Below are 23184 nucleotides of genomic sequence, written 5' to 3' on the forward strand. Positions count from 1 at the left end.
ACCGAACCTCCACATCGCGGCGCGGAGGCGAAGCACCAGGGACAGGGAGCCGGGAGCCCTATCCTTGTCCCCGGCAAGGTCACGGATCTCCCCCAACATCCGAACCCCATGCCACCCGGCCACACCCGGCCCCCGTAGCTCAGTGGATAGAGCAGGCGCCTTCTAAGCGCTTGGCCGCAGGTTCGAGTCCTGCCGGGGGCACACACGGCCTCTCACCTGCGGAAGCGGGCGAGGGGCTCTTTCAATGTCCGGGTGCACATCGCTCGCAGAGCAAGCGCCTCCACCCGGCCGCGATCGTGGGCGCAGACGAACTGCGGCGCCACGGCGACACACCCCCGTCAGCTGATCCGCATCCGAAACACGTGTGGCACCGGGTAGCACACCTCCCCTATCGTGGACAGCATGACAGCGCAGCCGTAGATCACTCAGCGCGATCTGTGTACCCGCTCCAAGGAGATCATGGACGCCGTTCAGGGGGACAGGCGTTCACTGTCGCCCGCGACGGACACCGCCTGGGCGAGCTGATCCCGCTCCGCCGCCGTCGCCGGTTCGTTCCCCGTGCCGAGTTCGTGACCACGTCGCGCACGGCCCCTGACATTTCGCCGGACGCCTTCCGCAACGACCAGGACGCCGTCGTCGAGCAGGAGTTGGACGACCCGTATGGCCGTTGAGTACGAGCAGGGCCTGCTCGACACCAACATCATGATCCTGCGCAAGTGGATCGACGCCGACGAGTTGCCCGCCGAGATGGCCATCAGCGCCATCACACTCGCGGAACTCTCCGCGGGCCCCCACCAAGTACGGGGCAGCGGCGAGCAGAGCGACTACGAGGAACACGCCGAGCGGGCCCGCCGCATGGACGTGCTGCAGCGCGCCGAGAACGAGTTCGACCCGATCCCCTTCGACGTGGAGGCGGCCCGTATCTACGGCAGGATCTCCGCCGCCGCCGTCTCCGCAGGCCGCAAGCCCCGTCGCCGTGTGGCCGACCTGATGATCGCCGCCACCGCAGCCGCTGAGGAACTCCCCCTCTTCACCACGCACCCCGACGACTTCAAGGGCCTCGATGACTTGATCACCATCGTGCCCGTATCCCGGCCCGAGATCCCGCATGACCGGTAGCACCGCACTTAAGTGACCGCTCGGCCCATGATGAACCGGGCGGTTCCCAGCCAATGAGCGCATGAGTGACAGCAAGCGCCTCAACGGCTTTCGTTCGCGAACGGCCTGCGAGTACGCAGGTGAGCACATCGCTCAGCCTCTGACACCTTCTAAGACGGTGCCCTGCGTGGTGAGGCGGACGAGGTCTTTGTAGCAGCGCGATCCGCACTCCGATGCGTTTGCCACGTAACCATTTCCGCAGGTCGATTCGGTTCCTCCGTCGCTCTCACCTGGTGGAGACATCCCACACCCCAGTATCGGAAAGCTGCCGCCGAAGTACCTTCCTGTACGCCAGACTCTGGTGTGCGGCACACGGAGGTGAAGTAGAGGAAGTCCGGTTGAAGCGAGTAAGGGAGGGCGACGCGGTGCTCAATGGGTGGTACGGACAGGTAGAGAAGACGGTCGGCAGACGAAACGCCTTGAGGTATACAGGCCTGGGCCTGGTGTCGCTCGTACTGACCGCTTGCGGCGGAAAGAAGAGCGGCAACGGCACGACGAACCCCGAAGGCAGCAAATCCGTCCGGGCCACGGTCACCGGAGCGGCGGTCGCGGCGTTCGCGCGTGGTTCTTGGGATCTGGCCATCCTCCCCAAGGGGCAGGTCAACGACGAGTACACGCGAATCAGCATCACCGGCCGCACGTGGAGCCTCGATGACGGGGACGTCACTGGATCGTACGAACTCACCAGCCGCGAGCTCGTGGTCACGGTGAACGGCCAAAGTTCGGAAAACGTCTGGGTCGGTACAGGGCTCCCGGGTACCGTCGGGGACGACGCGTCGTTCACTCTACGCTGGGGAGCTGACGCGTCATCCGATCCTGTTGACGCGGGCTCGCCGGTGGATACGACGCCCATCGCGTTGCCCGTGTCCTGGGACGGGCGGACGCTGAAAATCCAGGCGCAGAACGGAGTGTCTATCAGCGCCGTACGCGTCTGATACGGGGGGGCTTGCGGGAGGGCAAGGCGGATTTCCGCGCTCCGCGGATGTCTCCTCATAGGCTGACGGACTGAGTGCCGGACATGGTCGCAATACGGCGGCGATTAGCTCAAACCGCGAGCAGTACGAACAGACGCTCTGCTGGGGTTTGCCGGCCGCACCGCGTCGGCGATCACTGGGGAATCCGCCGCCCCAGGGCCTATCGCATGCAGAGCGAGCGCAGCCAGCGCGCGGACAGTCGAGACGGAATCAATGACTCACCCGCGGAGGAGTCCCCAAGTACCGGGCGTCGCCGTTGCCCAGAGACCGGGCCTGCTGGGCGAGGCTGCGGCCGAGCCCTTTGGCGCCCTCGACGGCGAAGCGTCGCTCGGACCACTGCTCGCACCATCGCATCAGCTGTCGGACGGTGCCGGCGTTGATGACGAAGCGTCGCTGGGCGAGCTGGTCCTGGCCCTCATCGCCGAGCTCGCCCGACACGAACGCCTCCCCACCATCGCCCTGATAGTCGGGGCCGCCGGACTGATCGGCGGAATGATCCTCGGCGCCGTCATCGCCGACTAGCCGGACCCGGGCCCGGCCCCCCGTCGGAGGCTGCGGCCCGGCCGCTGCCGGACGGGCCCCGGGCACTCCGCCGCTGAAGGTCTCAGCCCATTCCCCTGGCACTCGCCTCCCCGCGCCGCTGTGCTGGAGTCGTGGCCCCGGCAAGCTCTTCTTGCTGGTCCGGACGCAGACACTCGATCAGATAGTCGCCGGTGCCGGGGTCACGGCTCACTCCGTGCGTCTCGCTGCCGAAGCCGGGGAAGTGATGGTCGAAGGACTCCAGGGCCCTGAGGTAGCGCAGGAGAGGGCCGTCTTCCTGCCCGGCGCTCTCGCCCGGCATGAGGACCGGGATGCCGGGCGGCGTGACCGTGATCATCGCCGCAGCGACCCGGCCCGGCGCGTCCGACAGCGGGATCCGTTCGGTGCCGCCACGGATCAGGCGCTCATAGCACAGCTGGGGCGGGGCGACCGGTTCCGGAAGCTGCTGAAAGGCCAGGTCGAGGAGTTCCACCAGGCGGGCATCGCGCAGGTGGTCGTGCATTTCCCGGCACAAGTCGCGCAGGCTCCGTCCCGCGTAACGCCGCGGGTGCTCGGTGACCAGGGCGGGCAGGACACGGTCCAGAGGAGCGTCACCGTCGAAGAGGTCCTTGAAGTCCATCAGGGCGTCCAGCAACGTCCCCCACTTGCCCTTCGTGATGCCCATGGAGAACAACACCAGCGTGGTGTAACTGTCGGTCTTCTCCACGACGATGCCGCGCGTGGTCAGATAGGCGGTGAGCACCCGAGCCGGGATGCCCCAGTCCGACAGCGCACCGGTCGCGACGAGCCCTGGGCATGTCAGGGTGACCTTGATCGGGTCGAGCATGCAGTAGCCGTCGGTCAGACCGGGGAAGCCGTGCCAGTCGGCGTCGGGGTCGAGGTGCCAGCAGGACGGCTCGGTCCGCAGCAGCTCCGGCGGGGCCTCGTCGAACGGCAGCCGTGTCCCGCTGCCGGGGTCGGTCACTTCATCCGGCTGCCACACCCCGAAGAACCAGGGCGGCCGGTCCCCGGCGGACTCGATCCGCCGCCCGAGGCGCACCATCTCCTGCCGGAAGCGAACCGCCTCCGACACTGCCTCGTCCACGAGCCACTGGCCTTGCGGACCGTCCATCATCGCCGTGGCCACGTCCAGCGAGGCGATCATCGGATACAGCGGCGACGTCGTGCCGTGCATCATCAGTGTCTCGTTGAACCGGTCGTGCTCCACCGGCGCCCGCTGCGCGGACCGGACGTGCACCATGGCGCCCTGCGACAAGGCGGCCAGCAGTTTGTGGGTGGACTGGGTCGCGAAGACCGTCGGCCGGTCAGGGCCGGGGAACGCCTTCTCGTCCACCGACATGCCATAGCGCCCCGCATAGAGCGGATGGAAGCGGGCGTAGGCGAACCAGGCCTCGTCGAAGTGCAGCCGGGGGGTGACGGCCGCGAAAGCCCTGGCCGCCGCCCCCGCGTCATAACACAGCCCGTCATAGGTGGAATTGGTGAACACTGCGTACTGGGCGCGCGACGACACCGCGCCCCCCGTCAGGGGGCTCTCCGCGATGCGCGCCGCCACCGAGTCCGCTGCGATCTCAGCCGGTGGCAGCGGTCCGGCGAGGCCAAAGCCGTTGCGGCTCGGGACCAGGTACACCGGCCGGGCGCCGGAGACGACCAGGCCGTGCAGCACCGATTTGTGGCAGTTGCGGTCCACCAGCGCGATCTCGTCGCGGGTCACGCTGAAGTGGCCGACCAGACGGTTACAGGTGGAATCACCGTGCAGGACGAAGTAGGTGCGGTCGGAGCCGAAGACCCGGGCCGCATTACGCTCCGCCTCGCCGATCGGCCCGGTGTGTTCGAACAACGAACCGAGCTCCTCCACCGAGATCGACAGATCGCTGCGCAGCAGCCGCTCCCCGAAGTATTCGTGGAAGGCCCGTCCCACGGGTGATTTGAGGAAGGCCACACCGCCGGAGTGCGCCGGGGTGTGCCATGAATACTCGTGCGCGTCGTCGAAACGCCGCAGCGCCTTGAAGAACGGCGGAAGCAGGGCCTCCTGGTAGACGCGCGCGGCGGTGGAGATCCGCCCCGCGATGAACGCCGGCGTGTCCTCCAGCGGCCACACATATCCCACCACCGACTGCGACACCCACAGCGGAAGCTCACGCAGCCCCTCCTCCGCCATGACCAGGAACACCGGCAGATCCTGGAACCGGCGCCCGATCCGGCGCAGAACCAGCGCGCCGCCTGGCCCGTCCTCCGCTCCGGCTCCGGCTCGGGACGGAAGATCCCAGGCGACCACCGCAGCGGCCAGACCGGCTTCCGTCCTGAGCACCGCCTCGGCATCGGAGACGCTCACCACCCAGCGGACCTGGAAGCCCCGCGCCCGGATCCCCTCGGCGATCCGGGCCAGTTGTCCGGCGGTGGCGCCCGCGTCCTCCGGGTACTCCGCCACCGCGACCAGAACCGTGCCATCGGCCATGCCGTCCCCCTCCCCGGTGGCCCGCGCCACCCCGAAACACGAGTGTTGACGGCCCCCGCACGCACGATCACCCGACTCCAGCCAAACCACTCCATTGGGGCAAAACTGGGGCCATCGGCTGACGCGCCGACACCGATACCGTCGGATCACGGCGTCTCATCAGGAGTGTCCTGCGTTCCGCCGCCCTGCGGCCGCACCCCCGACGGCGGGATCAGCGGCTTCGCGATCCCCCCACAGCCCGTCCGGAACTCGGGTTCGGCGACGCTGGGCCGCCAGCACGGGACACATGGCCTGCGTCCCCGCGCTGGCCTCAAGCGGACTTCTCGATTCACGCCTCCCTGTTGGGGCGACGGCTCCCGGAGTGCCTCTCGCCGGCGCGATCTACAATGAAGCCGCCAGGCCGTCGCGGCCCGGTCCGGCGCGGATCAGAGAGGTTGCGGGACGGCTTGAAGTGCGCTAGCACACTGACCGCGAACCGCGAACCGCGAACCGCGAACCGCGAACCGCGAACCGCGAACCGCGAACCGCGAACCGCGAACCGCGAACCGCGAACCGCGAACCGCATAAGCCGCGCTGAGCGCGAGGAGGTTCGGGATGGCCGCGCGTTCCGCTGACATTCCGTTCCTGCGCGTTCCCGTCGGGCCCGATGCCCACCGCTGGAGCACCTTTCCGGGGGAGCGGCGGCTCGTCGTCGCCACCCGTACGCTCACCTCGACGATCCGCGCCCTGGAGACGCTGCCGCCGGTGCTGCGCGCGGATCCCCGCGTGTCCGTGGTCTTCGCCCACGATCCGACCTCCGCTTTCAGCGACGGCTCGCTCGACCTGCTCCACGACGCGGGCTGCCGTGTCATGCCGTGGGAGCAACTGCCGTACGCCGCCCCGGACCTGATCCTCAGCACCAGCGAGAACATCGACGTCTCCGAGGGTGAGTGCCCGGTGCTCGTGCTGCCGCACGGCATCGGCTTCCAGAAGTACGTGCCCGACTCCCGCTCTCCCCGCAGGCGGCTGTCGGGCGTCGCGCCCGACGCGCTCTTCGAGGCGGGCCGGGCCTGGACCGCCGTGTCGCATCCGGAACAGGAGCGGCAACTGCTCGCCGCGCATCCGAAGAGCGCCGGGCGGACCCTGCTCGTCGGCGATCCCTGCCTCGACGAACTGCTCGTCAGCGCGGACCGGCGCGGCGACTACCGGCGGGCGCTGGGCGTCGCGGACGGGCAGCGGCTGGTGCTCGTGACCTCCACGTGGGGGCCGACGTCGCTCATCGGCCGTGACCCCGGCCTGCCCGCGCGGCTCCTCGCCGATCTTCCCTGGGACGAGTACCGCGTCGCGCTGGTCCTCCACCCCAACGTGTGGTCGGCCCACGGCGCCTGGCACCTGAGGGCCCTGCTGGCCGAGGCCCTCGACGCCGGGCTGCTGCTGATCCCGCCGGTGCACGACTGGCGTCCCGCGCTCGTGGCCGCCGACGCGGTCATCGGCGACCACGGCTCGGTGACGCTGTACGGCGCCGCCCTGGCCAAGCCCCTGGCCCTGGCCGCGCACGGAGAAGAAGCCGTGCCCGGCACCGCTGCCGCCGACCTGGCGGAACTCGCGCCTCGGTTCGAACCCCAGGGCGGCCCACTGCGCCAGATCGAGGCCGTGCTGCGGGCCCACGCGGACCAGCCCGAGCGGTACGCGCCGGCGGTCTCCCGGGCCTTCGACGAACCCGGCACCGCACTCACCCGGCTGCGCACGGCGCTGTACGGCCTGCTCCGTCTGGAGCCGCCGCCGACTCCGCCACCGGCTCCCCTGGTCCTCGTACCGCCGGGCCCGCTCGCGACGAACGTCACTTCCTGGGTGGTCGGCACCCGCATCGAGACGGAGGAAGCGGGGCGGACCGCCGTGACCGTCCGCCGCGTCCCCGCCGCCGTCGGCGAAGCGTGGAGTGAGGAGGGCGAGGGAGGTGCGGGGGACGGGTGCTTCTCGCATCTTTCGGTCCGCCCCGGTGAGGAACGTGACCAGCGCCTGACCGAGAGCGCCTCGGTCCTGGTGGCCTCGGATCCGGCGCCGACGGCGGCCGCCGCCCGGAGTTGGGGGCGCGACGCGCTCGCCACGTGGCCCGGGAGCCTGCTGGCCGCGACCGCGCTCACCTCCGGGGACTGCCTGGTGGTCCTCCGTGACGGCCGGACCGTGCTGGCGTCGGCCGACGCCGGGAACCCCGACCGCGGGGCGGCGACGGCCTGCGCCGAGAGCCCCGACCCCGGGGCGGCGTCGGCCCGCGCCGGGAACCTCGACCCCGGGCTGGTGTCGGCAGCCCTCTACACCTGTCTCCGGGCCGGTCGGCCGCCGGCCGCCGGCTCCGTGACACTGCGCGTCGGCGCCCACCGCGACGACGTCCTTCTGTCGTCCTGGGCCCCGTGACCGCCCTGCCGACCGGCTCCCCGGCAGGTCTGCCGCGTCCGTCGGCCGCCAAGTGCCCTACTACACAGCCCTCCTTGATCACACTACGGTGGTCGTCAGCACGCGGGTTGCCGCCGATACGGCGGCTCAGCCGATACGCGAAGGGGGACCAGTGGCAATCGAGGTGGCGGCCATCGCCGCGTCGGGAGCGACGAGCACGCTGGTCGGACTCGCGGTCACCGAGGCGTGGACGCGTACGCGGGCCCTCGTCACCCGGCTCTTCAGCCGTCGGCAGGACGACGCCACGGCAGGGGACCAGCAGCTCCAGTCGGCCGTGGAGGAGCTGGCGGCGGCGTTTCAGTCGGAGGACCCGCACTCCCTGGGGGACGCCGCCGACCGGCTGCGGCGCAGGTTGCGCCACTCGCTGCGGGAGGAGTCCCCGGTCGCCGGCGAACTGGTCTCGCTCCTCCGTGACCTGGATCCGGAGGGCGAACGGGAAGGCGCCGGTGCGGCAGCCCCGTTCGTGACCGCCTCGACCGGCATCTCGTACGACGTACCCGCCGCCCCGCGCCCCGGCGGCCCGCCCTCCCAGGTCCCGGTACTGCGCACCCGCTTCGTCAACCGCACGGCGGAGATCACGGATCTGGACGGCTCGTCGGCAGGCGCCACCGCCGTCGCCTCGCACGTCGATGTCCGTGTGCTGGCCGGGCCGCCCGGAGTCGGCAAGTCCGCCCTGGCGCGGCACTGGGCGCACACCATGCGTGAGCACTTCCCCGACGGGCGGCTGTACGTCGACTTCGCGGCGCTGCGGGACCGCGCCGGTGCCGGCGGGGACGTGACGGACGCCGTGGGCCACTGTCTGCGCTCCCTCGGTGTCGACGACTCGCTGCTGCCGCCGTCCCTGGCCGAGCGGACCGCGCTCTTCCGGAGCCGGACGGCCGACCTGCGGGTGCTTCTCGTACTGGACGACGTGACCTCGCCCGCGCAGGTACGGGCCCTGGTCCCGCAGGGGCCCGGGAGCACCGTCCTCGCCACGAGCACCGCGAGGCTCGGCGAACTCGCGCTGGACGGTGCCCGGCCGCTGCCCCTGGAGCCCTTCACGCGGGAGGCCGCGCTTCTCCTGCTGGCCGACCGGTGCGGCGAGGACCGGATCGCCGCCGAGCCGGAGGCCGCGTGCCGGGTCGCCGACCTGTGCTCCGGGCTCCCGGTCGCCCTCCAGGTGGCCGCGGCGCGGCTGGTGAACGAGCGGCGCCTGACGCTGGCCTCGCTCGCCGCCGAACTGGCCGACGACAAGCGCCGGTTGTCCGCCCTGAGCGTGGGGGGCGAGTCCCCCGTCACCGCCGTCCTTGACGCCTCCTACCGGCAGCTGTCACCGGAGCTGGCGCACGGGTACCGGCTTCTCGGCTGGGTCCCCGGCCACTGCTTCGACGCGGCGACAGCCGCTGCCGCGCTCGGCTCCGACGTGGCGGCCGCCCAGCTCCTCCTCGACGTCCTGGAGGACATGAGCCTGCTGGAGACGGCGGAGGACCGCCGGTACCGGTTCCACGGGCTCGTGCGCGTCCACGCCCGTGAGCGTGCGGCCGCCGAGGAGCCCGCGGACGCCGAAGGCGCGGTGGTGCGGCGGGTCCTGACCCACTACCTGGCGCTCACGGCGTTCGCCGACCGCTCGGTGCGCGCCGACCGGACGCGTGCGGCCGACCTCCGTCCGCTGCTCGCGGGGCGCGCCGACCCCTTCGCGGCCCACGCCGGTCCCCGGCCGCTGGACTGGCTGGCGGCCGAGCGGGCCAACATCATGGCGGTGCTGCGCGCAGCCGGTGCCCACCGGCTGTACACGCCCGGATGGCAGCTCGCGGAGTGCTTCACCGTGCTGTTCCTGCACCACAGGCACCTCGGTGACTGGAAGGAGTCCCTGGAGCTGGGCGCCGGGTACGCGCGCTCCGCCGTCGCCCCGGCAGCCGAGGCCCGGCTGCGCAGCCTGCTCTCCCGCCCGCTCATGGACCTCGGCGAGCACGAAAGGGCGGAGCGGGAGCTGACCGCGGCGCTGGCCTGCGCGGAGGTCTCCGGTGACCTGGTGCTGCTCGCGTCCGCGCTGGAGTTCTCGGGCCGCTACTGGGACCGCTTCGATCCGGCCCGTGCGATCGCGGCGTACCGGCGCTCCATGGAGCTGAACCTCCGGGCCGGCGAGGCACGCGGCGCCGCCATCGCCGCCTTCTTCCTCGGGCGGGCCGAGGACGCGAGCGGCGACTTCACCCACGCCCTCGCCACCCTCCGGCAGGCCCGCACGGACCTGCTGGCCCTGCCTTCTCCCGACCACCGCATGGCGGCCCGGGCCACCGCCGCGCTCGGCCGGTGCCTGGACCACCTGGGCCGGACCGGTGAAGCCGTACCCGTCCTGCGAGAGGCCGCGCGGTCGCTGGAGGACCTCGAAGCGTACGCCTACGAAGCCGAGGCCCTGGTCGACCTGGCAGCCATCGCCGAACGCCCGGGCGGCGACCGCTCCCGGCTGCGGGACGACCTGGCCAGGGCCCTGGCCATCCACAAGGACATGGAGAGCCCGCTCACCGGGGAACTGGCCGAGCGGCTGCGCGCCGCGGAGGAGCCGCGCCGTTCGCCTCCCGAGTGATCAGCCGCTGGGTGCCGTGCCCCCGTCGTACAGCGCCTCGATCTCCTTGGCGTACGCCGCCGTCACCGCGCTCCGTTTGATCTTCAGGGACGGGGTGAGCAGCCCGTTGTCCTCCGTGAACTCCCCTTCGACGAGGGCGAACCTGCGGATGGACTCGGCCCTGGAGACCGCCGCGTTGGCGTGGTCCACCGCCTTCTGGATCTCCGCGGTCATCTCCGGGTCCCGGGCCAGCTCCGCGAGAGGCGTGTCCTTGGGGCGCTTGCGTACGGCGAGCCAGTGGCCGACGGCCTCGGGGTCCAGGGTGATGAGCGCGGCGACGTAGGAGCGGTTGTCCCCTACGACGATGCACTGCCCCACGGGCGCCCGGCTGCGCAGGCGGTCCTCCAGGACGGCGGGGGAGACGTTCTTGCCGCCGGAGGTGACGATGAGGTCCTTCTTGCGGCCGGTGATGGTGAGGTAGCCGTCCTCGTCGAGCGCGCCCAGGTCGCCGGTGGCCAGCCACTCGCCGGTGAGCACGGCGTCCGTCGCCGCCGGGTCGTTCCAGTAGCCGCTGAAGACGATGCCGCCCTTGAGCAGCACCTCGCCGTCCTCCGCGATGCGCACGGCCGTGCCGGGCACGGGCAGCCCGACCGTGCCGGGGCGCGGCCTCAGCGGTGGCGTGATGGTGGCGGCGGCCGTGGTCTCCGTCAGGCCGTACCCCTCGTAGATGATGATCCCGGCGGCGTAGAAGAAGAGGTTGAGGTCGCGGTCCAGGGGGGAGCCGCCGCTGATCGCGTACCGCAGGTGCCCGCCGACCTCCTTGCGGATGCGGCGGTAGACGAGGAGTTCGTACAGCGCCCAGCCGAGGCGCAGCCCCAGGGAGGGGCCGGGCCGGCGCGGGTCGAGGAACTTGTCCAGGTACGCCTCGGCGAAGCGCACCCCGACGCGCTCCGCCCGGTCGAAGGACGCGGCGCGGCCGATCTTCTCGGCGGTCGCCCGGCCGGTGTGGTGGATCTTCTCGAAGAGGTACGGGACGCCGACGAGGAACGTGGGCTTGAAGGCGCGCAGTTCCGGCCGGAGTTCGTCCGGCTTGATGCTCGGGCAGTGGCCGAGCTCTATGCGGGCGAGCAGGCACGCGATCTGGAGGCTGCGGCCCAGTATGTGGGCGAGCGGCAGGAAGAGGAGCGTGGCGGCGACCTGCCCGGTGATCTCCTTGAAGACGGGGTGCAGCAGCTCGACCGTGTTGGCCGCCTCGGCGTGGAGGTTGCCGTGTGTGAGGACGCAGCCCTTGGGGCGCCCGGTGGTGCCCGAGGTGTAGCAGAGGGTGGCGATGGTGTCGGGGGTCAGCGCGGCGCGCCGCTTCGTCACCTCCTCGTCGGGCACGTCCCTGCCCAGCAGCGTCAGTTCCGCCATCGCGCCACCGTCGAGGTGCCGGACGCGTGGTGGTGTCCCACCGGAAGCGCTGAGGGCCGCCTCGGCGGTCGCCGCGTTCTCGGCGGTCTCCGCGATCAGGAGGCGGGCGCCCGAGTCGCGGACGATCCACTCGATCTGCTCCGCCGACGAGGTGGCGTAGACGGGGACGCTCTGGCCGCCCGCCGCCCAGATCGCGAAGTCCAGGACCGCCCACTCGTAGCGCGTGCGCGACATCAGCGCGACGCGTCCGCCGGGTTCGAGGCCCGCCGCCATCAGGCCCTTGGCGGTCTCCGTCACCTCGCGGGCGAAGGCCGCCGCCGTCACCGGCTGCCACCGGCCGCCCTGCTTGCGGCGCAGCACCACGGCGTCGGGGGCCTCGTGCGCGTTGACGAAAGGGATGTCGGCGGTACTGCCCGTGGTGGCCCGCGCGGCCAGTGGGGCGGTGCGGGCCTCGCGCACGGTGCCGTGCTCGTCCCTGACGAGTTCGACCCGGGCGCCGTCCGCGAGCCCGCTGCGGCGCTGTGCCCTTCTCAGATCCTTGCGTACGCCCATGACGGCTCCCGGGGTCCGGTTCACGGAGGTGCTGCTCGGTGTGGTGCCCGCTTGCTCACGGCCTGCTTGCTCACGGCCCGCTTGCTTACGCGGCCGTCAACTTACTCGCCCGTAAGGAAAATTCAATGGGCCGGGCAGCGGCAGTCGTACACGTTTTCCCGCACCGCCCGCCCCCGCCGTACGCTGCCCCGGAGCAACTGCCCCAAGGTGATCGGGTTAAGGAGACGGGCCGTGGCGGACGACATCAGCAGGATCGCCGGACTGGATTTCGCGAGCGTCACCCCGGAGGAGTTCGCCCGCATCGTGAAGGGCCTCTCCGACAAGGAGATAGCCGGGATCGCCCGCGACGGAGCCCTGCGCAAGCGCGTCCTGGACGAGGTCTTCCGGCGCATGGAGCGGCAGTTCAGGCCGGAGGCGGCCGGCTCGCTGGCGGCGCTGCTCCGGTGGCGGGTCACGGGCAGCGGTGACAACCCCGAGGTCGTGTACGAGACGCGGATCGCGGACGGCGTCTGCACCGTGCGGGAGGGGCGTTCGGAGGCGGAGCCACGGGTCACGTTCGTCATGGGCGACGCCCCGTTCCTCAAGCTCGTCTCGGGCAACGCCAGTCCCGTCACGCTGTTCATGCTGCGCAAGGTCAAGGTCGCGGGGGATGTCGCGCTGGCGGCGGGGCTCACGCGGTACTTCGACATCCCCGGGCGGCCGGGCGCGTGATGCCGGGCGGGGCGTAGCCGGCCGGCGGCGCTCAAGGCCGGGGTGAGCTGCGCCGATGTAGGGCCCATGACGTCTACGTACTCCTTTGGCTCCTCCGGTGTCGGCACCGCGGAGGCCGGGCTGCCCGTCGACGCCCGGGCCGAGCGATGGCGGACGGCCGCGCGGCTCGGGCTCGCCTTCCTGCCGGCCCTCGTCGTCGCCGTCGCCGGGTTCCAGCGGCGGTGGATGTCCGACGACGGCCACATCTACGTGCGGACGGTACGCCAGGTGCTGGCGGGCAACGGCCCCGTCTTCAACGCCGGGGAGCGGGCCGAGTCGTCCACCGGGACCCTGTGGCAGTGGCTGCTGGTCGCCGCCGGGGCGCCCGGCTTCGACATCCCCACGGCGGCGATGTACGGCGGGCTGTTCCTGACCGCCGCCGGGTTCGCGCTCGCCGCGGCCGCCGCGCTGCGCCTGCGCGGCGGGGACGGCCTCCTGCTGCCCTGCGGCGCCCTCGTGCTCCTCGCGCTGCCGCCCGTCTGGGACTTCGCGACGTCCGGCCTGGAGACGGGGCTCGCGACCTGCTGGATCGCGGGCGCCTGGCTGATGCTCGTCACCCGGCCCCGCGCGCTGGCGACCTGCGCGGTGCTGGGGCTCGGCCCCCTCGTGCGGCCCGACCTGGCGCTGGTGTCGCTGGTCTTCCTGGCCGCCCAGTGGGCCGTGGCGCGCCCGCCCTGGCGCGGGGTGCTCGCGGGCGCGGGCGCCGCGGGGGCGCTGCCGGTCGCGTACGAGATCTTCCGCATGGGCTACTACGGCCATCTGATGCCGCTGCCGGGCGTCACCAAGGAGGCCTCGCGGAGCCTGTGGTGGCGGGGTGCCGACTATCTCGACGACTTCGCCGGTACGTACCTGCTGTGGCTGCCGCTGCTGATGATCGTGGCGGGCCTCCTGGCGTCCGGGCGGATGCGCGAACGCGTCGTCGTGGCCGCGCCGGTGGTCGCGGGGGCGCTCTGCTGGCTCTACGTCATCAAGGTGGGCGGCGACTTCATGCACGGGCGGATGTTCCTGCCGGGGCTGCTGCTGATGCTGCTGCCCGTCTTCCTCGTGCCCGTCACGCGCGCGTGGACGATCGTCGGCGCCGGGGTCGCGGTGTGGGCCGTGACGTGCGCGGCCGTGCTGCGGGTGCCGTACGAGGGGCGGATCGGGCCCGGCGGGATCGCGGACGAGCGAGGCGTGTACGTACACCAGAACGACGCCCGCCATCCCGTGCACCACACCTTCGCGGGGCAGCCCGGCAACATGGCGTACGCCGGTCTCGTGCGGGAACGGACGCGGGACGGCGCGCCCACGCTGCTGCTCGCCAGGAGCCCGGTCGCCGCGGCCCGGCCCGGGATCACGGGGGTCTACAACACGCTCGGCTTCAGCGGTTCCGTGATCCCGCTGTCCGGCGCCGCGCTCGACCCGATCGGGCTCGCCTATCCGCTGGCGGCCCACTCCCAGCCCATCAACGGCCGGGTGGGGCACGACAAGCGGCTCCCCGACGAGTGGATCGTCGCCGACCGGGGGGTCAGGGGCGCGCTGCCGGAGGGGCTCGACCCAAAGCGCGTCGCGGCGGCCCGGCGCGCCCTGCGCTGCGAGCCGTTCGCCGAACTGCGGGCGGCCACACGGGCGCCGATGACGGCCGGGCGGTTCTGGCGGAATCTGACGGGCGCCGCGGGGCTCACGGCGTTCCGGTTCCCCAACGATCCGGTGCGGGCGGAGCGGGAGTTGTGCGGGTAGCCACCCCGTGACGGCGCGGGTGGGGCGCGGGGGGTCTCCGTGGCTTGCATTGCCCTTGTGCGGTGAGTGAACGTGTCGGACGCTGGTGATTCTTGTTGCCTTACGTTCGGAGTGCCGCATGAGCGCCTACCGTCCGAACCGCCGGTCCTTCCTCGCCACCGGTACCGCGCTGGCGGGCTGGGCCGCCTTCGCCGCGCAGAAGCAGGCCTTCGCCGCGAGCGCCGGGAGAGCCGCCAAGAGCCCCGAGTGGAATGCCGACCCCCGCGTCTTCCAGGTGAACAGAGAGCCGGCCCGCACCCGCCTCGTCCCGTTCGCCTCCGCCGCCGACGCCCTGCGCGGCGAGCACACGAAGTCCCCGTACCACCGCTCCCTGAACGGACGGTGGGCCTTCCACTGGGCCAGGAACCCGGAGAAGCGGCCGGTCGGCTTCGAGGCCGACGACTACGACGTGAGCGGCTGGGACCGGATACCCGTCCCCTCGAACTGGGAGATCGAGGGGTATCCGGAGCCGATCTACCTCAACATCAAGTATCCGTGGGAGGGCTACGAGAAGCCCGACTTCCCCGACGTCCCCAAGGACTTCAACCCCGTCGGCTCCTACCGCCGCACCTTCACCGTGCCGCGCGGCCGGCGGGGGCGCAGGACCCTGCTCTCCTTCCAGGGCGTGAAGTCCGCGTTCTTCGTCTGGGTCAACGGCGAGAAGGTCGGCTACAGCGAGGACAGCTACACCCCGGCCGAGTTCGACGTCACCGAGTACCTGCGGCCGGGCGACAACCTTCTGGCCGTCGAGGTCTACCGGTGGTCCGACGGCAGCTGGCTCGAGGACCAGGACATGATCGACCTGTCCGGGATCTTCCGTGACGTGTATCTGTACTCCGTGCCCGAGGCGCGGGTGCACGACCTCTTCGTACGGACCGATCTGGACTCCGCGTTCCGGGACGCGACGCTGTCCGTGACGACGGTGGTGCGGGGCAACGGCGGCGGCGCGTACCGGATCGAGGCCGTGCTGTACGACGACCGGGGGCGGCCCGTGCCGGGCGGGCGGCTCGGCGGTGCGCCCGAGCCCGGCGAGCCGCTCACCCTGAGGGCCGACGTCAAGGCGCCCGCGCTCTGGTCCGCCGAGCAGCCGAACCTGTACACGCTCGTCGTCACCCTGCGGGACGGCACCGGCAAGGCGGTGGACGTGCACCGGACGCGGGTCGGCTTCCGCCAAGTGGACTTCGGTCCGGGCACGTACACGGTCAACGGCAAGCCCGTCATGCTGCGCGGCACCAACCGCCACGAGTCCCACCCCGACCACGGGCAGGCCGTCCCGGAGTCCGTGATGCTCCAGGACGTGCTGCTGATGAAGCGGCACAACATCAACGCCGTGCGCACCTCGCACTACCCCGACCACCCGCGCTGGCTGGAGCTCTGCGACGAGTACGGCCTGTACGTCATCGACGAGACGAACCTGGAGACGCACGGGGTGCGCGACCGGCTCCCCGCCTCCCGGCCCGAGTGGACCGACGCGTGCGTGGACCGGCTGCGGTCCATGATCGAGCGGGACAAGAACCACGCGTGCGTGATCGCCTGGTCGCTCGGCAACGAAGCGGGACAGGGCGACAACTTCAAGGTCATGGCCGACTGGGCGCACGCCCGCGACGACTCGCGGCCCGTGCACTACGAGGGCATGAACTCCGTGGCCGACGTGCACAGCGAGATGTACGTGAAGCCCGCCGACGTCGAGAAGTACGGCAGGTCCGGCAACCCCAAGCCCTACCTGCTCTGCGAGTACACGCACGCCATGGGCAACAGCAACGGCAACCTCCCCGAGTACTGGGCGGTCTTCGAGAAGTACCCGAACCTGCACGGCGGCTTCGTCTGGGACTGGGTCGACCAGAACATCCGGCGCCCTGTACCCGGCGACAAGAAGCACACCTACCTGTCGTACGGCGGTGACTGGAAGCCCGGCTACCCGACCGACGGCAACTTCAGCTGCAACGGCCTCGTCGCCTCCACCCGCGACCTCCACCCGGGGCTGCTGGAGATCAAGAAGGTGTACCAGCCGGTGGCCTTCACCGCGGGCGACCTCGCCGCCGGGACCGTGCTGGTCGCCAACAAGCACCTCTTCAGCGGCCTGGACGCGTACGAGCTGCGGTGGACCGTCACGCGGGACGGCGAGGAGATCCAGCACGGGACCATGGCCGCGCCGGACGTGGCGCCCGGCGCCTCGGGGACCGTACGCCTCCCGTACGAGAAGCCCGGCCGCCTCGCGCCCGGCGCCGAGTACTGGCTGGACCTCGTCCTCGTCCTGCGGAAGAAGGCCAGCTGGGCCCCGGCCGGGCACACCGTCGCCGCCGAACAGCTCGGCCTCGACTGGCGGGCCCCCGCGCCCGCCGATCCGGGGCCCGGCTCGCTGCCCCGCCTGGAGGTGGCGGAGAACGCCGAGGAGGTGCGGGTCGGCGGCCGGGACGTCGAGGTCGTGCTCTCCAAGGCCACCGGCACCCTGACCTCGTACGAGGTCAAGGGGCGGCTGCTGGTCGCCGAGGGGCCGGTGCCGAACTTCTGGCGCGGGCCCACGGACAACGACATCGGGCGGAAGTACCACCAGCAGGCCGCCACGTGGCGGGACGCGGGCGCCAAGGCGGACATCACCGCGGTGAAGGTCGCGCGGCCCTCCCCCGGCGAGGTCACCATCGAGGTGAGCGCCGTGCTGCCGACCGCGCCGCGGACCTCGGCCTGGCGGACGGTGTTCACCGTGCGCGGCGACGGCGAGGTGCGGGTGCGGCACACCCTGGAGGCGGCGGCGGGGCTGCCGGACATCCCGGTGGTGGGGGCGCTGGTCACCGTGCCCGCCGGGTTCGAGCGGCTCGACTGGTACGGGCGCGGGCCGCACGAGAACTACCAGGACCGCAAGTCGGCCGCGTTCGTGGGGCGGCACCGTTCGACGGTCGACGCGCAGGTCGCGCCGTACGTCCGGCCGCAGCAGACCGGCAACATGACCGACGTACGGCGGATCGCGCTCACCGACCGGACCGGCGGCGGTCTCGCCGTGCTCGCCGACCCGGCGGACGGCGAGCCGTTCCTTGAGGTCAGCGCCCTGCACCACACGCCGTTCGACCTGGACGGGCCACGGCATCCGCATGAGGTGAAGCGGCGCGCGGAGACGGTGCTCGGGGTCAACCACCGGCAGATGGGCGTCGGCGGCAACGACTCGTGGGGCGCCCCGCCGGAGGAGCCGTACCTGCTGCACGCGGGGCGTACGTACACCTACGGCTACCGCCTGCGGGCCGCCGGCTAGCCGGCGAGGCGCTCGCCGGGACGGACCTCGCCCCGGTGCTCCCCGCCGGGGTCCTCCGGGGTGGGGGCCGCGCCGGTGAGCTCCCCGGCCCGGTCGATGGCGGTGGCCAGCTCCCGGCTTGCGCCCCTCCGCGGCCAACGCGCGGGCGCGGCCCGCCAGTTCGCCCAGGGAGGGTGCCGGGCAGGGCGGCGGTGTGCCGCGCACCGTCGTGGCGGCCGCCGGGCCCGGAGCGCAGGTTGTCCGCGAAGTAGGCGGCGACGGCGGCCAGTTGGAGGCCGCTGTCGGCCCGCCACAGTGACGCGTCCAGGTCGGCGGCCTCGATGCGGCCCGACTCCTCGTGCGGGGCGCGGGTGTCGGGGTCGAGCCAGCGCACGCCGGCCGTGGCGAGATGGCCGTCGGCGCCCGGTTTGGTGCGCACCGCGTACAGCGCCGTCACCGTGTGCCCGGGGCCGATCTCGCCGCCGTCCACGGAGTCGTCGCGGAAGTCGTCGTCGGCGACCTCGCGGTTCTCGTAGCCGATCAGGCGGAACCGCTCGACGGTGGCGGGGTCGAAGGCGACCTGCGCCTTCGCGTCGCGGGCGCGCAGCTCGATGTGGGCGGGGAGCTGTTCGCAGAAGACCTCGCGGGCCTCCTTCTCGTCCGAGACGTACGTGGTGTGGCCGTCGCCCTTGTCGGCGAGCCGCTCCATCAGGGCGTCGCCGTAGTCGCTGCCGACGCCGACCCCGAAGAGGGTGATGCCGTGCTCGCGGCGGGCGTCGGAGATCCGGTCCAGGATGCCGTCGGCACTGGTCTCGCCGGTGTTGGCGAGGGCGTCGGAGAGCAGGACGACGCGGTTGGTCGCGCCCTTCTTCTTGCCGCGCACGGCGGTGTCGTAGCCGGTGGTGACGCCCGCCTCCAGGTTGGTGGACTGGGTCGGCTCCATCCGCTCGATCGCCTCGTGCACGCGGGAGCGGCCGTCCCCGGTGTCGCCGAGACGGGTCATCGGCAGGACCGTCTCGGCGGTGTCGCTGAAGGTGACGAGCGCGATCGAGTCGTCGGGGCGCAGCTGGTCGGTCATGATCCCGAGGGACTTCTTCACGAGGTCGAGGCGGCCGGGCCCGGCCATGGAACCGGACACGTCGATGACGAAGGTGAGGGCGGCGGGCGGCCGCTCGCCCTCCTTCGCGGCGCCGCGGGTGGCGAGCCCGACGCGCACCAGTGACCAGCCGCCCTCTCCGGTGCGGGCGCCGTCGACGCTGACCGAGAACCCGTCGCCGTCGGGCCGCGGATAGTCCTGCCGGAAGCTGTTGACGAACTCCTCGGGCCGGACCGTCGACGGATCGGGCAGGCGCCCCTCGGCGAGCGTGCGGCGCGCGAAGCCGTAGGAGGCCGTGTCGACGTCCAGGGCGAAGGTGGAGAGGTAGTCGGGCGGCGCGGCCTCCCGCTGCCGCTCGGGGCGCACGGCTTCGCCGGTGCCGGGCGCGTCCGGCGCGGGCAGCGGCGCGGCCCCGCTCCCCCGGCTCTTCTCCTTGCCGTCGGCGGTGGCGCGGTTGTCGCCGCCGCCTGCGGTGCACCCGGTGAGCAGCAGCCCACCCGCCATGGCCACGGCGAGCACCGCGTGGCGTATCCTCCTGGCCCGCATCCGCCCGTCCCCCTCACGTCGTCGGCTTTCCTGACTGTGACGCGCGGGGGGCCGGGAACGATCGCCATGGGACGTTGCGGATGGGTCTCGATGCGGCTACGGGACCACGGCCGCGCAGGTCAGGACACCACGTCCTTGCGCGCGAACCCCCGGAACGCCAGCGCGAACAGCACCAGCGCGTACGTCACCGAGATCGCCGAGCCCTGGATCATGCCGCCCCACTCGGGGCGGGCCTGGAGGGCGTCGGCCCAGGCGAACTGCCAGTGGGCCGGGAGGAAGTCGCGCCAGTCCTCCAGCGCGGTCACCGCGTCCAGGACGTTGCCGACGATCGTCAGGCCGACCGCGCCGCCGACCGCGCCGAGCGGGGCGTCGGTCTTCGTCGACAGCCAGAACGCGAGGCCCGCGGTGACCAGTTGGGAGACGAAGACGTAGCCGACGGCGATCAGCAGGCGCTGGGCCGCCGTGGTCGCGGGCAGCGCGCCGCCGGTGGGGATCTCCAGCGGGCCCCAGCCGTACGCCATCGTGCCGACCGCCAGCGCGATCAGCGGGAGCAGCACCATGGCGGCGGCGCTGAGGGCGAGCGCGACGGCGAGCTTGGACCACAGGAGGCGGGCGCGCGGCACGGGGGCCGCCAGCAGGTAGCGCAGGGAGGACCAGCTCGCCTCGGAGGCGACGGTGTCCCCGCAGAACAGGGCGACGGGGATGACGAGGAGGAAGCCCGCGGAGACGAACAGGCACGTCGCGGCGAAGTTGACGCCGGACGCGGTGGCCGTGTCCATCAGCGTCACCGCGCTGTTGCGCTCCCCCGGCGACCCTGCGACGGCGAACGCGATGACCAGCACGACGGGCAGCAGCGCCATGACGCCGCCCATCACGAGCGTGCGGCGCCGCTTCAGCTGGCGGACCGCCTCGACCCGCAGCGGCAGGGTGCGTCCGGCGCGGTAGCCGGGCGCCGTGGGGCGCTCCAGGGTGGGGGCGCTCATGCGGTGCCTCCGATCAGGGTCAGGAAGGCGTCTTCGAGGCGGCGGTGCGGGCCCATGGACTCCACGGGCACATCCAGGCGGACCAGTTCGGGCAGCAGCCGGGCGGCGCCCGCGTCCGGGGTGCCGTCGAGCCGCACCAGGAGGCCGTCGTCGGCGCGCACCGCCGAGGCGACGCCGGGCAGCGCGGCGATCTTCTCGACCAGCGGGTCGGAGATGTCCCGCGCGAGCCCCACGAGGAGCGTGTCCCCGGAGCCGATGATCTCGGCGACCGGGCCCGCCTGGACGAGGCGGCCGCGGTCCATGACGACCAGGTGCGTGCAGGACTGCTCGACCTCGGCGAGGAGGTGGCTGGAGACGATGACCGTGCGGCCCCTGCGCGCGTAGCCGATCATGACCTCACGCATCTCGCGGATCTGCGGCGGGTCGAGGCCGTTCGTCGGCTCGTCGAGGATCAAGAGGTCCGGCAGGCCGAGCATGGCCTGGGCGATGGCGAGGCGCTGCCGCATGCCCTGGGAGTACGTCCGCACGGCGCGGGTCAGGGCGTCACCGAGCCCGGCGATCTCCAGCGCCTCGGTCAGGTGGGCGTCCTCGGCGGGGCGTCCGGTGGCCTTCCAGTACAGCTCCAGGTTCTCCCGGCCGCTGAGGTGCGGCAGGAATCCGGCGCCCTCGACGAACGCACCGACCCGGGAGAGGACGGGCGCCCCCGGCCGGATCGCCTGCCCGAAGACGCGGATCTCGCCCGCGTCGGGCCGGATCAGGCCCATCAGCATGCGCAGGGTCGTGGTCTTGCCCGCGCCGTTCGGCCCCAGGAGGCCGAGCACCTGGCCCTTCTCCACGCGGAAGGAGACGTCGCGGACGGCGAACCGGTCGGCGGACTTCGCGTACCGCTTGCTCAAGTCCGTGATCTGGAGCGGCACTTCGGCGAGCGCGGGGTCGGGTGCGGGCGCCGTCGTGCGCCGCCGTCCGGTGATCAGCAGGCCGAGGGCGATGACCGCTCCGGCCACCGGCAGCCACCACACCCAGGAGGGCAGCGGCGCGGCGGCGGTCTGCACGCCGGGAGCCGTCGGCACCGTCAGGTCGCCCTTCAGGGAGACGGTGTACTTGGCGGGCTCGGCCGGTGAGGCGTACCCGAGGTCGGTGGAGGCGAGGACGAGACGGAGCCGGTGGCCCTTCTGCACCTCGTGGTCGATGGCGGGCAGCCGCAGCTCGACGTCCTTGCCCTGCCGGGCGTTCTCGACGCGTACGGGGGCGACGAGCTGGGAGGGCAGCACCTGCTGCTTGCCGCCGGGCCCGACGTCGTACACCTTCGTGAAGAGCACCGCGTCCTCGCGCGTGGATTTCACATGGGCCCGCACGGTCGGCGTGCCGGTGATGCGCAGGTCCTCGCTCAGCGGTTTCGACTCGAACTTGGCGTGCTGCCCGGGGATGTCCAGAGAGACGCCCACACCGAGGGAGGAGAGCCGGGAGAGGCCTGTGCCGCCGAGTCCGGGGAGGGTGGAGACCGCGGGCGGGCTCGCGCCCGCGGGGTTGTCGAAGGTCTGCTCCCGCCCGCTGAGCGGCACCGCGCGCGGGCCGCTCCGAAGGCCGGGGTACGTGTCGCCGCTCGCGCCCCGCAGCTGGGCCGCCCCGTCGGTGGAGTCGACGCCCCCGGTGCGGGTGACGCGGAACGCCGGGCCGGTGTCGGCGCCCTTGTCGCCCTTCAGATAGCGGTCGAACCACGCGCCGACGCGCTTCTCGACGCGGCCGCGCTCGGCCTCACGCTCGCCGCCGTCGTGGCCGCCCGCGATCCAGTCGACCGTCACGGGCGCGCCGTTGGCCCGGACCGCCCGCGCGATGGCGTCGCCCTGCCCGAGCGGGAAGAGCGAGTCGGTCTGGCCCTGTACGAGGTACGTCGGCACCTCGATGCGGTCGCCGACGGCGGCGGGGCTGCGCGCGGCGAGCAGCTCGCGCGCCTTCTGGTCGGGCTCCCCGGCGACCGCGACCCGGTCGTACATGGCGCACAGCTGCTTCTCGAACTTCTCGCAGCCGCCTCCGGTGGTGATGAACGAACCGGTCCACATCTTCTTGAAGACGCCGTCGGGGAACAGGGCGTCCGCGAGGTTCCAGTAGGTGATCTGCGGGGCGATCGCGTCCACCCGCCGGTCGTGCCCGGCGGCGAGCAGCGACACCGCTCCCCCGTACGAGGCCCCGGTGACGCCCACGCGCGGGTCGCCCGCCTTGTCGAGCCGCACCTCGGGGCGCTTCGCCAGCCAGTCGATCAGCTTCGAGACGTCGGCGACCTCGCCCTTGGGGTCGTTCAGCCCGATCTTGCCGGTGGACCTGCCGAAGCCGCGCGCGGACCAGGTCAGCACGGCAAAGCCGTCCCTCGCCAGGTCCTCGGCCTGCTCGCGGACGTCGGCCTTGCTGCCGCCGAACCCGTGGCCGATGAGGACCGCGGGGCGCTTCGCGGCGGCGTCCCCCGCGGTGAAGTAAGAGGTGTCGATCCGCGCGCCGTCGGTGCGGAGCGTGCGGTCCGACCGGTGCACCGCCGGGCCGTCGTCCGATGCCACCGCCGTCCAGGTGCCCGCTCCCGCGAGCACCACGACGGCGGCCACGGCGGCGAGCAGCCGGCGTGGCCCGCGGGGTCCGGGAAGCCTGGGTGGCCTGGGCAGTCGTAGATCCATGCGTCAACCGTACGGGCGCCCACCGACAACCGGAGCAGCCGCCGGTCTGAACTCTCGCGTCTCCCCGGGGAGTAGGCGCCTCGCCGCGTGTACCGCGA

The 23184-nt window shown here is 72.4% G+C and carries 12 protein-coding genes, 1 tRNA gene and 1 pseudogene; 8 read left to right on the forward strand and 6 right to left on the reverse strand.

Annotated features, from left to right (window positions below; translation table 11 throughout):
• The first annotated feature begins 128 nt into the window (after positions 1-128).
• The 3 genes from KKZ08_RS13670 (at position 129) to KKZ08_RS13680 (ending at position 2093) form a co-directional block, all read left to right on the forward strand.
• Positions 129-201, forward strand: a tRNA-Arg gene (locus KKZ08_RS13670).
• 459 nt (positions 202-660) lie between these two features.
• Positions 661-1119, forward strand: a complete 459-nt coding sequence (locus KKZ08_RS13675) for a type II toxin-antitoxin system VapC family toxin (RefSeq protein WP_223774707.1) — start codon at positions 661-663, stop codon at positions 1117-1119.
• 377 nt (positions 1120-1496) lie between these two features.
• Positions 1497-2093 carry a hypothetical protein gene (locus KKZ08_RS13680; RefSeq protein ID WP_223774708.1) on the forward strand — a complete coding sequence of 199 codons (597 nt, stop codon included), beginning with the start codon at positions 1497-1499 and terminating at the stop codon, positions 2091-2093.
• A 249-nt stretch (positions 2094-2342) separates the two neighbouring features.
• Here the strand turns inward: KKZ08_RS13680 and KKZ08_RS13685 are convergent, their stop codons facing one another.
• Positions 2343-2570 (reverse strand): hypothetical protein, encoded by a 228-nt coding sequence (locus KKZ08_RS13685; RefSeq protein ID WP_223774709.1) that lies wholly within the window; start codon positions 2568-2570, stop codon positions 2343-2345.
• 166 nt (positions 2571-2736) lie between these two features.
• Positions 2737-5127, reverse strand: coding sequence for an Orn/Lys/Arg decarboxylase N-terminal domain-containing protein (locus KKZ08_RS13690; RefSeq protein WP_223774710.1), 2391 nt, complete (start codon positions 5125-5127; stop codon positions 2737-2739).
• Between the two features lie 594 nt (positions 5128-5721).
• On the opposite strand from KKZ08_RS13690, the gene KKZ08_RS13695 reads away from it, so the two are divergent.
• Positions 5722-7521, forward strand: a complete 1800-nt coding sequence (locus KKZ08_RS13695; protein WP_223774711.1) for a hypothetical protein — start codon at positions 5722-5724, stop codon at positions 7519-7521.
• Positions 7522-7672: 151 nt separating this feature from the next.
• A complete protein-coding gene (locus tag KKZ08_RS13700; protein ID WP_223774712.1) occupies positions 7673-10123 on the forward strand; it encodes an NB-ARC domain-containing protein in 2451 nt (816 codons plus the stop codon).
• On the opposite strand, the gene KKZ08_RS13705 is transcribed toward KKZ08_RS13700, so the two are convergent.
• Positions 10124-12067 carry an AMP-dependent synthetase/ligase gene (locus KKZ08_RS13705; RefSeq protein WP_223774713.1) on the reverse strand — a complete coding sequence of 648 codons (1944 nt, stop codon included), beginning with the start codon at positions 12065-12067 and terminating at the stop codon, positions 10124-10126. It lies immediately after the preceding gene.
• Between the two features lie 231 nt (positions 12068-12298).
• Here KKZ08_RS13705 and KKZ08_RS13710 point away from each other — a divergent pair, with 231 nt between their 5' ends.
• The 3 genes from KKZ08_RS13710 to KKZ08_RS13720 all read left to right on the forward strand — a co-directional run bounded on the left by KKZ08_RS13710 (position 12299) and on the right by KKZ08_RS13720 (position 17819).
• Positions 12299-12778, forward strand: a complete 480-nt coding sequence (locus KKZ08_RS13710; RefSeq protein WP_223774714.1) for an SCP2 sterol-binding domain-containing protein — start codon at positions 12299-12301, stop codon at positions 12776-12778.
• A gap of 66 nt (positions 12779-12844) precedes the next feature.
• On the forward strand, positions 12845-14536 hold the full coding sequence (locus tag KKZ08_RS13715) for a hypothetical protein (RefSeq protein WP_223774715.1): 1692 nt from the start codon (positions 12845-12847) through the stop codon (positions 14534-14536).
• A 118-nt stretch (positions 14537-14654) separates the two neighbouring features.
• Entirely contained in the window at positions 14655-17819 is a 3165-nt protein-coding gene (locus tag KKZ08_RS13720; RefSeq protein ID WP_223774716.1) for a glycoside hydrolase family 2 TIM barrel-domain containing protein, read from the forward strand.
• A 132-nt stretch (positions 17820-17951) separates the two neighbouring features.
• Here the strand turns inward: KKZ08_RS13720 and KKZ08_RS13725 are convergent.
• The 3 genes and pseudogenes from KKZ08_RS13725 to KKZ08_RS13735 all read right to left on the reverse strand — a co-directional run.
• Positions 17952-19440 (reverse strand): annotated as a pseudogene (locus KKZ08_RS13725) (von Willebrand factor type A domain-containing protein); the annotation flags it as partial.
• Positions 19441-19559: 119 nt separating this feature from the next.
• On the reverse strand, positions 19560-20423 hold the full coding sequence (locus KKZ08_RS13730) for an ABC transporter permease (RefSeq protein WP_223774717.1): 864 nt from the start codon (positions 20421-20423) through the stop codon (positions 19560-19562).
• Complete coding sequence (locus KKZ08_RS13735) at positions 20420-23086, reverse strand: alpha/beta fold hydrolase (protein ID WP_223774718.1); 2667 nt, start codon at positions 23084-23086, stop codon at positions 20420-20422. Before KKZ08_RS13735 ends, KKZ08_RS13730 begins: the two co-directional genes overlap by 4 nt.
• Positions 23087-23184 lie beyond the last annotated feature (98 nt).

Origin of the sequence: Streptomyces sp. 135 (genome assembly GCF_020026305.1) — a bacterium.
Classification (GTDB): domain Bacteria; phylum Actinomycetota; class Actinomycetes; order Streptomycetales; family Streptomycetaceae; genus Streptomyces.